14 protein-coding genes are annotated in these 12,771 nt (G+C 62.0%); 2 read left to right on the top strand and 12 right to left on the bottom strand.

What is annotated here, in order from left to right:
• The first annotated feature begins 25 nt into the window (after positions 1-25).
• Positions 26-556 (top strand): energy transducer TonB, encoded by a 531-nt coding sequence (locus tag QZ648_RS14720; RefSeq protein WP_291997494.1) that lies wholly within the window; start codon positions 26-28, stop codon positions 554-556.
• Here QZ648_RS14720 and trmB read toward each other — a convergent pair.
• The 11 genes from trmB to QZ648_RS14775 all read right to left on the bottom strand — a co-directional run bounded on the left by trmB (position 515) and on the right by QZ648_RS14775 (position 10,994).
• Positions 515-1,273, bottom strand: a complete 759-nt coding sequence (gene trmB, locus QZ648_RS14725) for a tRNA (guanosine(46)-N7)-methyltransferase TrmB (protein ID WP_291997495.1) — start codon at positions 1,271-1,273, stop codon at positions 515-517. The genes QZ648_RS14720 and trmB overlap by 42 nt on opposite strands.
• Before the next feature lie 2 nt (positions 1,274-1,275).
• Positions 1,276-2,070, bottom strand: a complete 795-nt coding sequence (locus QZ648_RS14730; RefSeq protein WP_169066329.1) for a thiazole synthase — start codon at positions 2,068-2,070, stop codon at positions 1,276-1,278.
• 25 nt (positions 2,071-2,095) lie between these two features.
• Positions 2,096-2,296: a sulfur carrier protein ThiS gene (gene thiS, locus QZ648_RS14735; RefSeq protein WP_169066328.1), complete on the bottom strand. Its 201-nt coding sequence runs from the start codon at positions 2,294-2,296 to the stop codon at positions 2,096-2,098.
• A 60-nt stretch (positions 2,297-2,356) separates the two neighbouring features.
• Positions 2,357-3,409, bottom strand: coding sequence for a glycosyltransferase family 2 protein (locus tag QZ648_RS14740; protein ID WP_169066327.1), 1,053 nt, complete (start codon positions 3,407-3,409; stop codon positions 2,357-2,359).
• A gap of 85 nt (positions 3,410-3,494) precedes the next feature.
• Positions 3,495-3,887: a GtrA family protein gene (locus tag QZ648_RS14745; RefSeq protein ID WP_291997496.1), complete on the bottom strand. Its 393-nt coding sequence runs from the start codon at positions 3,885-3,887 to the stop codon at positions 3,495-3,497.
• A gap of 7 nt (positions 3,888-3,894) precedes the next feature.
• The gene (locus QZ648_RS14750) at positions 3,895-6,903 is read right to left on the bottom strand and encodes a DEAD/DEAH box helicase (protein ID WP_291997497.1); all 3,009 of its coding nucleotides are present in this window, start codon (positions 6,901-6,903) and stop codon (positions 3,895-3,897) included.
• Positions 6,904-7,234: 331 nt separating this feature from the next.
• Positions 7,235-7,729: a YajQ family cyclic di-GMP-binding protein gene (locus QZ648_RS14755; RefSeq protein WP_169066324.1), complete on the bottom strand. Its 495-nt coding sequence runs from the start codon at positions 7,727-7,729 to the stop codon at positions 7,235-7,237.
• 315 nt (positions 7,730-8,044) lie between these two features.
• Positions 8,045-8,380, bottom strand: coding sequence for a hypothetical protein (locus QZ648_RS14760; RefSeq protein ID WP_291997498.1), 336 nt, complete (start codon positions 8,378-8,380; stop codon positions 8,045-8,047).
• On the bottom strand, positions 8,377-8,766 hold the full coding sequence (locus QZ648_RS14765) for a P-II family nitrogen regulator (protein ID WP_169066322.1): 390 nt from the start codon (positions 8,764-8,766) through the stop codon (positions 8,377-8,379). Before QZ648_RS14765 ends, QZ648_RS14760 begins: the two co-directional genes overlap by 4 nt.
• On the bottom strand, positions 8,763-10,466 hold the full coding sequence (locus QZ648_RS14770) for a DUF1538 domain-containing protein (protein ID WP_291997499.1): 1,704 nt from the start codon (positions 10,464-10,466) through the stop codon (positions 8,763-8,765). The genes QZ648_RS14765 and QZ648_RS14770 overlap by 4 nt, the downstream gene beginning before the upstream one ends.
• Positions 10,467-10,676: 210 nt before the next feature.
• Entirely contained in the window at positions 10,677-10,994 is a 318-nt protein-coding gene (locus QZ648_RS14775; RefSeq protein WP_291997500.1) for a hypothetical protein, read from the bottom strand.
• Between the two features lie 432 nt (positions 10,995-11,426).
• Between QZ648_RS14775 and QZ648_RS14780 the strand changes: the two genes are divergently transcribed.
• A complete protein-coding gene (locus QZ648_RS14780) occupies positions 11,427-12,197 on the top strand; it encodes a hypothetical protein (RefSeq protein ID WP_291997501.1) in 771 nt (256 codons plus the stop codon).
• 62 nt (positions 12,198-12,259) lie between these two features.
• On the opposite strand, the gene QZ648_RS14785 is transcribed toward QZ648_RS14780, so the two are convergent.
• Positions 12,260-12,733, bottom strand: a complete 474-nt coding sequence (locus QZ648_RS14785) for a YiaA/YiaB family inner membrane protein (protein WP_169066318.1) — start codon at positions 12,731-12,733, stop codon at positions 12,260-12,262.
• Positions 12,734-12,771: the final 38 nt, after the last annotated feature.

Consider the following 12,771-nt stretch of genomic DNA (forward strand, 5'->3'; position numbering starts at 1 on the left):
CTTTTTGGTTCACAATGGCAAGCCCATGCCGCCCCGCCTGATTCTTGCCCTCGCCCTGTCGCTCGCCCTGCACGCCAGCCTGCTCCTTCCGGAAGCGTACATGCGCAGCCCAGCGCCGCCACCACCGATACTGCAAGCGATGTTACGCCTGCCGGTCAAGCCGCCGCAGGTCAGCGCCGAACCGCTGTTGAAGAATACCCTGGCGAGCACCGAATCCCCGCCCGTCGTCAAACCGCCGCCGCCCCCGAAAGTGCCGACCCCACGCCGCCCGCCGACGACCAAGGCAAGCACCAGGCACGAAGTCGAAGCGGCGCAACGCAAGCTTTCGGAACACCTTTACTACCCGGAGGAAGCCGTCGCCCGCGGCATCGAAGGCGAAGTCCGCCTGATCCTCACCGTCAGCGACAACGGCAGCATCACGGATGTCCATGTCGGCGTCAGCAGCGGCCACGCGATCCTCGACAAGGCAGCCGAAAGAGCGGCCTGGGCGATGGGCAAGGTGAACTGGGCGTACTCACGCGAGCTGATTCTGCCGGTCATTTTCCGCCTTGAATGAAGCCGGCTGAACGGCCTCGGGCCGCCGCCGAAAAACCAGATCCCAGACGCCGTGCCCCAGCCGCAGGCCACGCTGCTCGAACTTGGTTTGCGGGCGATAGTCCGGGCGCGGCGCAAACCCCGGCGCGGTGTTTTCGAGCAGGGCCTCGGACGAGAGCACGAGCAGCATCTGCTCTGCATAGTCCTGCCAATCGGTTGCACTGTGCAGGTAGCCACCCGGACGCAAGCGGCTGGCCAGGAGTCTGACCAGCGCCGGCTGCAGCAGGCGTCGCTTGTGGTGGCGCTTCTTCGGCCAGGGGTCGGGAAAGAAAATGTGAATGCCGGCCAGCGTCGCCGGCGCGATCATCTCGCGTAGCACTTCGACCGCGTCGTGCTGAATAATGCGCTGATTGGCCAGGCCCATCTCGGCAACCAGCTTGCACAGGCTGCCGACGCCAGGCGTGTGCACTTCGATGCCCAGATAATCCTGTTCCGGATGGTGGGCGGCGATTGCCGCCGAAGTCTCGCCCATGCCGAAACCAATTTCCAGGATCTGTGGTGCCGAGCGCCCGAAGAGGGCATCGAGATCGACACGTGCGGCGACGTAGGGAACGCCGATGCGGCCCATCATCGCCTCACGGTAGCGCTGCTGGGCGGCCGAGACACGCCCCTGGCGAAGCACGAAACTACGGATATGTCCGGGCCGATCGACGCTGCCATCGGCCTGCTGATCGGCCATGCCTAGGAACCGATCAGACCGGTCGTCGGCGACGAGGGATCGGCCGAGTAGAACTTGCGCGCCATGCGCCCGGCGAGAAAAGCCTCGCGCCCGGCCTCGACGGCCTTCTTCATGGCGCTGGCCATCAGCAGCGGATCACGGGCGTGGGCGATGGCGGTGTTCATCAGCACGCCGTCGCAACCCAGTTCCATGGCTATCGCCGCGTCGGAAGCGGTACCGACCCCGGCATCGACCAGCACCGGCACCTTGGCCTGGTCGATGATCAGGCGCAGATTCCAGGGATTGACGATGCCCATCCCCGAGCCGATCAGCGAAGCCAGCGGCATCACAGCGACGCAACCTATTTCCTCGAGCATCTTCGCCTGGATCGGGTCGTCGGCGCAGTAAACCATCACCGCAAAGCCTTCCTTGACCAGCGTTGCCGCCGCCTTGAGCGTTTCCGGCATGTTCGGGAACAGATTGCCCGGATCGCCAAGGACTTCCAGCTTGCACAAGGGATGCCCATCAAGCAGTTCGCGCGCCAGACGCAGAGTGCGCACCGCGTCATCGGCGGTGTAGCAGCCGGCGGTGTTGGGCAGGATGGTGAACTGCGAGGGCGGCAGGGCATCGAGCAGGTTCGGCTCAGCGGCGTTCTGGCCGATGTTGGTGCGCCGGATGGCGACGGTGACGATCTCCGCGCCGGAGGCATCGATCGCCGCCCGCGTCGCGGCGAAATCCTGGTACTTGCCGGTGCCGACGAGCAGACGCGAACGATAGGTCTTGCCGGCAATCGTCAGGCTATGGGGAGATGCGTGCATGCGTCCTTGTCTTTCCGAATGAGGCTCAGCCACCGCCGACGGCCACGACGATCTCGATACGATCACCGTCAGCCAGCGCCGTTTCGGCGTGACGACCGCGCGCTACGATGTCGCCGTTGCGTTCGACGGCGATCCGCTTGCCGGCGTGGTTCAGCGCGGCGACCAGTTCAGCAACCGTAAGCGGCGAGGGAAATTGGCGGCTTTCGCCATTGATCACGAGTTCCATAGAGCCGCAATCTTATCACGCCGCAAGCCTGTCACCCGGCCAACACCCCTTGCCCAGCACTCAACTCGAGTCCCTCGCTGCAGCTGCCATCGTCGTATGCAAGTGCGACGGGAGGATACGATTGACCAGATACAGCGGACGTCCCTTGACCTCGTTGAAGATCCGTCCAATGTACTCGCCAAGAACGCCGACCGCGATCAGCTGCACACCGCCAAGGAAGAGCACCGCCACCAGCAGCGAGGGGTAACCGCGAACCGGGTCACCGTACATCAAGGTCTTCCAGATCACGAAGGCAGCGTACAACAAGGACAGGAAAGCAACCGAAATGCCCAGGTAGCTGGCAATTTTCAACGGCGCGATGGTGAAGGAGGTAATCCCCTCGAGAGCGAGGTTCCAAAGCTTCCAGTAATTCCATTTGGTGACCCCGGCCAGACGCGGGCTACGACGATAAATGAGCGGCCGCGAGGGAAAGCCGACCCAGGCGAACAGCCCCTTCATGAAGCGATGTTCCTCACGCAGCCGCGAAAGTTCGCGCACCACCCGCCGGGTCATCAAACGAAAATCACCGGTGTCGCGGGGAATCTCGACACGACTGACGCTACCAATAAGACGATAGAAGAGCTGCGCGGTAGTTTTCTTCAGCCAGCTTTCTCCCTCACGGTCGCTACGCACGCCGTAGATGACGTCGTAGCCCTCGCGCCAACCCTCGAGCATTTCCGGAATCAGTTCCGGGGGGTCCTGCAGGTCGGCATCGAGAACGACCACCACCTCGCCACTGCAATGATCGAGGCCGGCACTGAGCGCGATCTCCTTGCCGAAGTTCCGCGACAGGTCGACCACCATCACCTGCGGGTCGTCTGCCTGCAAGGCGTGCATCAGCGCCAGCGTCTGGTCACTGCTTCCGTCGTTGACCAGCACCAGCTCGTAGGGAGCACCAATGGCACGCAGGTTCTCGCTGACGCGCCGATGAAACTCAACGATTACTTCCTGCTCGTTATAGGCAGGCGCAACAATCGAAATGCTGGGCAGGGCATCATCCGCGCGCGGGCTGAGTCTGCTTCGTTGCGCAAGCGTGGCTGGCGAATCCGCGCTCGCCGCGGGTCCTCTGGTCATCGGTGGCACCTGCGTATGTTCAATCGAAAAGAAATACCTCGCTTTCGCTCGGCACTGACTTCCAGGAGCAGCGGCCCCGGATGCGCTAGCCAGCGCGCGCTCTGAACGTCCAGAAGCGGTTGGCGAAGAAGTTCCAGACCAGAACCAGACTGGTAACGATGACTTGCACCAGCAGATAGTGAATGTCGAGTCGGGACAACAGGATAGCCATGAGCAGGCCATTCAGCAACCAGCCCGCGGTGGCCACGAGCATGAATTTTGGGAGCGCATCGTGGTGTTTTTTTCGGCTGCGGAAGGTGAGCCGGTAGTTGAGCCCGTAATTGACCAGGGCGCCAGTCACGGCACCCACGCTCGACGCGGGCAGCGGGCCGAAGTCAAGCTGTGAAACGAGGACGAAAAGAACGAGGAAATGAGCAGCCGTGCCAAGCAGACCAATCAGGGCGAAGGAGAGAAACTGCTGCAGTAGCCGCGGCGACAACGATGCCTCAGCTGGGGAGCGGCGCAAAGAGCGCGGCGATGTCCTCGCTGCCAAACTTGGCGCGCACGCTGCTGTCTGCGGCAAGAATGCTCGCCGCAAGAGCAGCCTTGCGTTCCTGCAGGGCAAGGATCTTCTCCTCGATGCTGCCGGCGATAATCAACTTGTAGACGAAAACCGGCTTGTCCTGGCCGAGACGATGGGCGCGATCAGTGGCCTGATTCTCCACCGCCGGGTTCCACCAGGGATCGTAGTGGATAACGGTATCGGCAGCGGTCAGATTGAGTCCGACCCCCCCGGTCTTCAGGCTGATCAGGAAAACCGGCACGTCGCCGGCCTGAAAACGGCTGATCTGCGCTTCGCGATCCTTGGTATCGCCGGTGAGCAGAACGTAGTCAATGCCGGCCAGCTGGAGTTCTTGTTCGATCAGCGCCAGCATGCTGGTGAACTGCGAGAAGAGCAGAATCCGCCGGCCCTCTTCGACCTGCTCGGGGAGCATGGTCATCAACAGATCGAGCTTGGCGCGCTCCTTGACTTTCTGCGCGGCCTTGGCCTTGACCAGGCGTGGATCGCAACAGACCTGGCGCAACTTCAGCAGCGCGTCGAGAATGACGATCTGGCTGCGGTTGAAACCCTTGCTGGCGATTTCCACACGCACTTTCTCGTCCATCGCCACGCGTACTGTTTCGTACAGGTCGCGCTGGCTGCCAGCGAGTTCGACCCTGCGCACGATGATCGTTTTCGGCGGCAGCTCGCGCGCCACCTCCTCTTTCTTGCGGCGCAGGATGAAGGGCCGCAGGCGGCGCGAGAGCAGGTCACGCCGCTCCTCGTCGCCCTGCTTTTCGATCGGCGTGCGCCAATACTTGGTGAAGTTCTGGTTGCTGCCGAGAAAACCCGGCAGCAGGAAATCGAACTGACTCCAGAGCTCGCCGAGGTGGTTTTCCAGGGGCGTACCGGTCAGGCAGAGGCGATGCCGAGTGATAATCTTGCGCACCACCTCGGCTCCCTGACTGCGCGCGTTCTTGACAGTTTGCGCCTCGTCGAGAATCAGCAGATGGTAGCGGTGTTTGGTCAGTTGCCCGGCGTCACGCCAGAGCAGCGGGTAGGTGGTCAGCACGACGTCGTGTTGAGCGATCCGGGCAAAGTGGCTCTTGCGTTCGGGACCGTGCAGCGAGAGGATCGACAGGCCGGGCGCAAAACGCGCCGCTTCGTTTTTCCAGTTGAAGATCAAGGAGGTCGGCAGGACGATCAAGGCCGGGCGATCGAGCCGCCCAGCCTCCTTTTCGAGCAACAGGTGCGCCAGTGTCTGCGCGGTTTTGCCGAGACCCATGTCGTCGGCAAGAATTCCGGAAAGGTTCTGGGCGCGCAGAAATTGCAGCCAGGCGACCCCTTCGGTCTGGTAGTGGCGCAATTCGAGACCCAGGCCAGCGGGCGGATCGATATGCGCAATGCCCTGCGCTGCGCTCAGCTGATCGGCCAGCGCCAGGACATCGCGCTGCCCCCGGAACTCCCAGCGACTGCTATCGTTGAGCTCCGCCAGACGCGGGGCATCGAAACGCGACAGGCGCAGGGATGTGCCGCCGGAAAAACCGTCGAAAAGATCGATCAGCGTCGCCGCCAGCGGTTTCAAGCGCCAGGCCGGTGCCCGCACGCGCTGCCCGGTCGGCGTCACCAGCTCAATCATCTCGGCATCGGCAATTTCCGCCAGCTGCGTGGCCTCCAGCCAACGCCCGTCACGGCGAAAGAGTGCGGCGAGCAGCGGCGCCAGCGGCAGGCGTTCGCCCTCAACGAAGATGCCCATGTCCAGGTCGAACCAGCCATTTTCCGACTCGATGAGGTCTGCATCCCAGGCCTCGACTTCGAGTTGGCGATGGCGAAAATCGTCGGCGAACTCGATCTGCCAGCCGGCACGGCGCAGACGCGGCAGCTCGTCGTGCATGAAAGATGACCACAGGCTCTCAACGGCCAGTCCATAGGCATTGTCCGGCGGCCTGCCGAAGGTCTGCAGCACGTAGCCCGGAATCTTCTCGAGACCGCAGGCGGTCGACTCGTCCATCCACCGCTCTTCGCGCGCGCGCTGACGCTCGATGCGAACCATCTCGCCGCTCGCCAGAATCGAGAAATCGCGCGTATCGTCAGGTTTCACCTCGACATCGGCGTAACGGAAAACCGGCAAGGCGACGTCGAAAGTGCCACCGCTGAACGTCGCAGCGTAGTCTCGCCAACTGCGGTTGCCGTGGGTGTTCAGAGTCTGCAGGCGGAGCACCGGAAGCGGTTCGGCAACGATGCTGCGCAGATTGACACTGGCCGTCTCGGCGGCAGTGGGCAATTCACGCGCCGGTTCGCTCAAGGCCTCGCCAACCAGCGCGGCGGCCATGGCCGACAGGGGTGGCAAGGAGAACAGGCGCGCCACGACGGCCGGATTGCCATCCACCTGCAACGGCCCGATCAGTCTCCGCTCGAGGTCGATGTACCACGGTGTCGGCAAGGGAATGACCAGGCATTCCTCCGGCTCGGGAGTGAGCAGCGGCACCCGGCGCCCCTGCTCATTGACCAGCCAACTGACCACGGCCGGACGCACCACCGCCAGGGTAAGGCTGGAAAAGTCATCCTTGCGGCACAAACGGCCAGTCTCGGCCATCAGTTGCAGCACCTCACTGCCGTGCGCGGGTCCAAGGCCAAAAGCGCGCAGGCCGGTATCGAAAGAGCGCTCGGCCCACAGGAGGCGCAGAATCACACGATCTTCGTCACTGACGAAACGCGGCGGCTTGCTCAGCGCACGATCCAGGCTCCACAGTTCCTCGGCGCTTTCCGGATCGCGACCTTTGTTGACCGTAACCCCGAAACCACGTGCGTCGGTGGTCCACTGCAAGAGATAGAAGAGGCGCTGGCGATTGGCTGCTGGACTGCGGTCCTTCTTGCTGACCGCCATCGTCACCTGGCGCAACTCCTCGGTCCAGGAAAAAACGCTGCGCTGGGCTTGCTCTGCCGGCACCGGCGCGTCGCCGGGCTTATACACGTGCAAGGCCATGCCAGCAGGGAGCACTGCTGCGCGGTCGAAAAATGCATCGACGCTGCAAACGGATCGGAAGAGCTTTCAAATCTGGACTCGCAACACAAGAGTCATCGGCTGTCCGCGGTTTCAAAACGCCAAACAGCGCGTTTCTGGTGCGAACGAGAACCAGCTAGGGTAGCACAACCGAGGCTCGAGTTGCGGCAAGAATGCGCTGCAGAAGGGATTCGCCGCTGCGGGCCAGAGCGCCCGCGCTTGCCGCGGCGCCCCGCGAACAGCCCGGGCACAGCAGCCGAAGTACACGTGCAAGCGACCTGGCGATCTTGCGAAGTGCCAATCAGTCGCGGAAATTGCCGTATTTGATCGGAAAATCGGTGATCGCCTTGGTCACCATCGCGATACAGGCCTGCAGTTCGTCGCGTTTGGCAGCGCTGACGCGTACCGCATCGCCCTGAATCGATGCCTGCACCTTGAGTTTTGAATCCTTGATCAGCTTGACGATCTTCTTCGCCAAATCGGACTCGATGCCGATCTTGATCTTCAGCTCCTGCTTGACCTTGTTGCCCGAGATCTGTTGTACCGCCTGGGCGTCCAGTCGCTTGGTGCTCTCCTTTTCTTTCTTTTCCATGGCTGGAAAGAGCAGATCCTTGATCTGGTCGAGCTGAAAATCGGAATCGCCGTGCAGCGTGATCAGCTTGTCTTTCTCGTTCAGCTCGACTTTGGCACTGGTCGCCTTGAAGTCGTAACGATTGTCGATAGCCCGCTTGGTGACGTCTATAGCGTTGTGCAAAGCCGCCATATCGGCTTCCGAAGAAAAATCAAATGAAGGCATGTAAAGTCCTGTCGAGAGAGGTTTTGACAATCGAGCCCGTCACCCGGGTGATTCGGTCAGCACGCCACACGTCGCACCGTGAGCGGCCAAGCGTCGGCGAAGAGGCTGATGGCATTTTCGTCCCGACCTTGCCGGCGAGCAAGGCAGGGCCGAGGCTCAAGCCAGACCGATAGTAGCAAAAAGAGGCCAGCGCTTGCGAAAGCAGGCCAGCGCGCACAGGAATGCCCGATCATTTGCCGGCCAGGCGGCCTTGACGACCTGGGGAGCTGGGTTTTCGCGACCCTCAAGAACAAGCGCGCGGATCTGCGACCCCGGTCAAACGTCAAACGGCATCATCGGATGGCCGCGGCACACGGCCTCCATGAAGATGACGCCCTGATTCGGCTCGCCGAGCTCGCCAGCCAGGAAGATCTGCGCGAAAATGTCGTCGGACTGCGGCGCCTCGACCAGCACCATCACCACATCGCGCTCGGTCCAGAGAAGCGAACCGGGCTGCCGGCGACCCGTGCCACGCGCATGGTGATGACTGACCGACAACACGCCCGGCTCGTTCTCCACCAGCTTGGTCAGCTTCATGCCTTGGCCGCTGACGACAATCGCCGTGATCAGCTTCTTCTCGACTCCGTAGCCGATGTGCGCCAGGACACTCATCCTGCCGCGCGCTCCGTGTGTACGCCAAAGCGGGCCGCCACATCGTGTGGCACATAGGTGGACATCTTGTCGAGTCGGGTCATCCACAGGATGCCCATGCCCGGTGTGTCCATCTTTGCCGAGACGAAGATACGTTCGAACATGGTGTCCGCCTGTTCCGACGGCACCACGATATAGATGATCTCCTTTTCGGTATTCACCGTCAGCCCGAGGATGCCGAGATGCTTCTGGCGAACGCCGCTACCGTGCGCATGAAAAACGGTCGCCCCCTGCGCCCCGGCTTCAACGGCGACCTGGACCACCTGGTCGGCAACACCCCGCTGGACGACGACGGTGATCAACATCACATCCGTGAGGACAATCAGCTCATTTGTTTTCTTGCTCATGCTTTCCTGCTCCTTCTCTTGCGTCCGCGAGTCTTCATGTCGATCCACAGGCCAGTCCCCAGAACCGAAATGATCGGGCCGACCGAACACATGGCGAGAATGCCAAAGCCTTCGGCGGCCCCGACCACTTCGCCGAGGCCGATGCCGAGTGCCAGCAGCAAGGGCACGGTCACCGGACCGGTGGTGACGCCGGCGCTGTCCCAGGCGAGGTTGACGATCTCTTCTCGCGAAACGACGGTCAATGCCAGGGCAATCGAATAACCGCCGAGCAGCAGCATCCACACCGGCAGGTGGAAGAGGATGCGGGCAACGCCCAGCGCGGCTCCCACGCCAACCCCGGCAGCAACGGCATGAATCAGCATGCGTTTGCGGAATGCCCCGTCGGTGAGGTTCTCGACCGTCATGCCCATGGCGTTTAGCGCCGGCTCGGCCACGGTTGCGCCGAAGCCGATGGCGAAAGCAAAAGCGAGGGTCAAGCCAATGCCCAACGCGAAAGGATAAAGCGGCGGCGCGCCGGTTTCCCGATTTTCAGAGAACGCCCAGGGAACATTGTTGCCGGCCTGTTCGCCGAGCGCCACCAGCCCCTCGGTCAAACCAAGATTGAACAGCAACATGCCCGCCACGGCCATCGAAATGCCATAGATAAAGATGTCGCGCTGACGAATCTTCTGGCCCAGCAAGCGCGTCTGGACAAGCACCAGCAGCAGAACCAGCGGCACGATGGCGCGCAGCGCGCCGATAATCTCGGCGAAAGGGGTCTCCTTGTACCAGCCACCAACTGCCGGTGGCTGAATGGGCAGCATCGCCCCCGGACCCTGACTGGTCAGATAGATCGCCGTAGTGAGCACGGCAAGAATCGGGAAAATCGACGCCAGAGTGACGATCCCGAAACCCGACAACGGGTTATCGCTACGCCCCGTCGAGGCCGCCACACCGACCCCGACCGCCAGCACCAGGGGCACGGTAACCGGGCCGGTAGTCACCGCGCCGCAGTCCCAGGCAAGACCGATGATCGACGCCAGTTCGGGCTGCTGGGCGCACCAGGCGGTCAGCCCGAGAGTCAGCGGCATGATCAGCAAGATCATCGTCTTGAGCTTCCAACCGAACATCGTGCGCAGCATCCCGATGCTCACCGCCAGGCCGACCCCGCCGGCAATGGCCAGAACCAGCCAGTGGGAGTAGGGACCGAGCAGCTGGCGCAGCCACGGTGAACGCTCGGGAGAAATGGAACTGGCCGCAGCCTGTAGCGCCCCGATGGCCGGTTCGGCAAAAGTCGCCGCAACACCCAGCAGCAGGCTGAAAGAGAGCAGAACAGCCGGGTTCGTCTTGCCCGGCATCTGGAAGCCGACGTTCTCGGCGAGGGGCATCAAGCCGATCTTGACCCCTTCCATGAAGAACATCAGACCGATGATCACCGCCAGGATGCCGAGCGCTACGGAGTCGGCGTCGAGCAAGGAAGTGCGCAGCGCGAGGGCCTGAAAACCGATCAGCATCAGAGCCAGCGGCACGACTGCACGCAGTTGCTCGCTGAAGCGCACCGAAACGTAGGGCGTCAGCAAACGGTGCAGATCGATGGCCCGCAGTGGGGGACGTTTGGGCCGTAAGCGCTCGGCGTCGAGAAGCGCAGCGAAGCTGATCTGTCGCTTGTGACGCTGCACGGCGCCAAGATAGACCCCGTAGCGTAACTTGCGTTCTGCCAATGTTCTTCCTCCCACGCCAATCTACCATAGAAGAAGGGATCACGTTCCCGGCCAGGCGTTCCTCACCAAGGTCCTGGGGCGAAAGTCCCAACGGTCATGACAAGTCGAGACGGCCCTGCTGCTGCCGGTCATGACTGTTCCCCGCCATTTGCAGTGCAACAGCACGCTCATCCCTGCCCTCAGGCAAGGGCGCCCGGCCGCGACTGTCGCTCAAAGCGCGTCCTTGACAACGTCCGCCGTGCTCGAGCACTGATAGCTCGTCGTACAACTGCTAAGCGAACAGACGCTCTCCGTCTTGACAGCCAGCTGCTTGCGCTGAGCGCACAGACTTTCGGCGCGGGCCCGAACGTCCGCGATGGCCTTTTCCGAGTTCGGGTGATCGAAGAGCAGAAAGTTGGTATCGTCACCATAGCTCAAGAGCCGGCTATCCGAGCAACTCGAGAGCAGGAGGACCAGCAGCAGCGCGCGGCTGGGCATCGACTTGCTAACGGTCATGACAATCGAAACACCCCAGATCATGAAAGTCATGACCGTTTTTCCTCTTCCCCGACCCTTCTCCCGCGAGGGGAGAAGGGAGGTTTGTGAGTCGCTTGCGCGACTTTCACATTAAGCAGGCACAGGAAATTCAAAGCAGACTCCAAGAATAAGACTGGCCATGATGGCGACAATCGAAACACTATACACAATCGCCAAGTTCATGCCGAGCGCCTCGCCTGGCTCACCCCCATAGAGGCGAGCCAGCCACCGCTCACCGCCGACGCCCGACCGCGGCCGGTTTCGCAGCCCATGCTTCAGGGCTGGCCAAACGCCGCCGCTGCCAGCAGCTTGAGTTCACGGCCAGACGAAATACAATGGGTGGCGCAACAAGCCACGCTCACCCACGCCTTGACGGCTTCACTCACCCGATCCCAGGCATGCGGGGAGGCAGATTCGCCAGTTGCCTAATCGCAAGAAGACTTTATGGCAGATCAGAAGAAATGGGTCAGCGGCAGCTTGCCGAAGCGGGGTAGCGCAAGAACTGCCAAGCCGGCGGCGTATGGGGCGGCAGTCATCGAGCGTCTGCTGCGCACGCAACAGCGACGGACTGTCGGGCGTCCTCTGGCGACCGCGATTGACCGCGAAGCCGACGCCGGTAGAGGCCTGCGGCCGGCACTCCTGTCGATTCCCGGACTGATCGCCATGGCCATCGGCGTGCTGGGAGGTCTCCTTGCCACCGTGCAGGCAAGCCTGCCGCTTGCCGGACTGGCGATCGTCTCCTTTGCTGGCGGCCTAGGGCTGGTGATGCGTGCCAGAGCGGCACGCCGCGGACGTTCCGGAAAAGCGGCGGACATCAGCAAAGACGCCGCCAAGCTGGATACCTTTCTCGCCCAGGTAGCCCCCAGACTTCCGCATGATGCAGCGCGATCCCTTGCGGGCCTGAAAGAAACGCTGGCGAGAGCGGTCGACGTGCTGGCGAACGAGCAAAAAGCCCTGGTCGTACCCGTCGAAGAGCAGTTTTTTGTCAGAGAGGTCATCGCCCGCTACCTCCCCGATATGTGCCGGCACTATCTGTCCGTGCGCGATGCCAGCAAGGGCCTGAGCGTCAGGCCGGGCGAAAAAACGCCCGAGGAATCGCTACAGAATCAGCTGGATGTCCTGCATGGCCGCTTGCGAAAGGTGCTCGAGCTTGCCGCGGCAGACGAAGTTCGCAAACTGGCTAACCACGAGACCTTCATAAACAGCAAGCGCTAGTCGCATCCCACTGTTTCAGGAAGCGTCGCCAGGCCGGCACCCGTCTGGCGATGAGACGGCGTCTATCGTTCCACCGCAGGCGCTTGATCGTCGGCAAACAACAAGGCCTTCTCCGTGCTCGACGATTCGAGAATATCGGCTTCCTGCTTGTCACGAACCAACTTGGCAAGGGTGAAGGCGGCGCTGACCAGAAACAGCCAGCTGACAACCATGTAGCTCTTTTCCCAGGTGCCAATTTTCATCCGAAAGAGGCCCCATGCAGTGAGCACGACGGCGACGAGGAAGCCGATCCACACGGTCATGATCCAGGGGGTGGTATCGACACGCTCGTCGCGATTGTCGCGGATCATCTTGGCCAGCGTAAATGCTGAAAAGAGACAAAAGAACAGGCCGATGGCCAGAAAAGCGCGATCGAGCTCTTCGCTGGGCATGCTCCATACGCCGATCGCACAGGCCAAAGCGGCAATCGAGAAGGATAGCCAGACCTGCAAATTCCAGGCCGAGGTGTCACGCCGAATCAGGTAGTGCTGCGTCATTTGTGTTTCCCCTTAGGCGGTTGCCGGAAAAGAACGCA

This window comes from Candidatus Accumulibacter sp. ACC012, from assembly GCF_907163155.1.
GTDB classification, from domain to species: Bacteria; Pseudomonadota; Gammaproteobacteria; order Burkholderiales; family Rhodocyclaceae; genus Accumulibacter; species Accumulibacter delftensis.

Bases quoted from the DNA above. Each gene is read 5' to 3' on its own strand.
- QZ648_RS14730 (WP_169066329.1), bottom strand. From the start codon at position 2,070: ATGCACGCATCTCCCCATAGCCTGACGATTGCCGGCAAGACCTATCGT.
- thiS (WP_169066328.1), bottom strand. From the start codon at position 2,296: ATGGAACTCGTGATCAATGGCGAAAGCCGCCAATTTCCCTCGCCGCTT.
- QZ648_RS14760 (WP_291997498.1), bottom strand. From the start codon at position 8,380: ATGAGTGTCCTGGCGCACATCGGCTACGGAGTCGAGAAGAAGCTGATC.
- QZ648_RS14740 (WP_169066327.1), bottom strand. From the start codon at position 3,409: ATGACCAGAGGACCCGCGGCGAGCGCGGATTCGCCAGCCACGCTTGCG.
- trmB (WP_291997495.1), bottom strand. From the start codon at position 1,273: ATGGCCGATCAGCAGGCCGATGGCAGCGTCGATCGGCCCGGACATATC.
- QZ648_RS14775 (WP_291997500.1), bottom strand. From the start codon at position 10,994: ATGACTTTCATGATCTGGGGTGTTTCGATTGTCATGACCGTTAGCAAG.
- QZ648_RS14720 (WP_291997494.1), top strand. From the start codon at position 26: ATGCCGCCCCGCCTGATTCTTGCCCTCGCCCTGTCGCTCGCCCTGCAC.
- QZ648_RS14755 (WP_169066324.1), bottom strand. From the start codon at position 7,729: ATGCCTTCATTTGATTTTTCTTCGGAAGCCGATATGGCGGCTTTGCAC.
- QZ648_RS14780 (WP_291997501.1), top strand. From the start codon at position 11,427: ATGGCAGATCAGAAGAAATGGGTCAGCGGCAGCTTGCCGAAGCGGGGT.
- QZ648_RS14785 (WP_169066318.1), bottom strand. From the start codon at position 12,733: ATGACGCAGCACTACCTGATTCGGCGTGACACCTCGGCCTGGAATTTG.
- QZ648_RS14765 (WP_169066322.1), bottom strand. From the start codon at position 8,766: ATGAGCAAGAAAACAAATGAGCTGATTGTCCTCACGGATGTGATGTTG.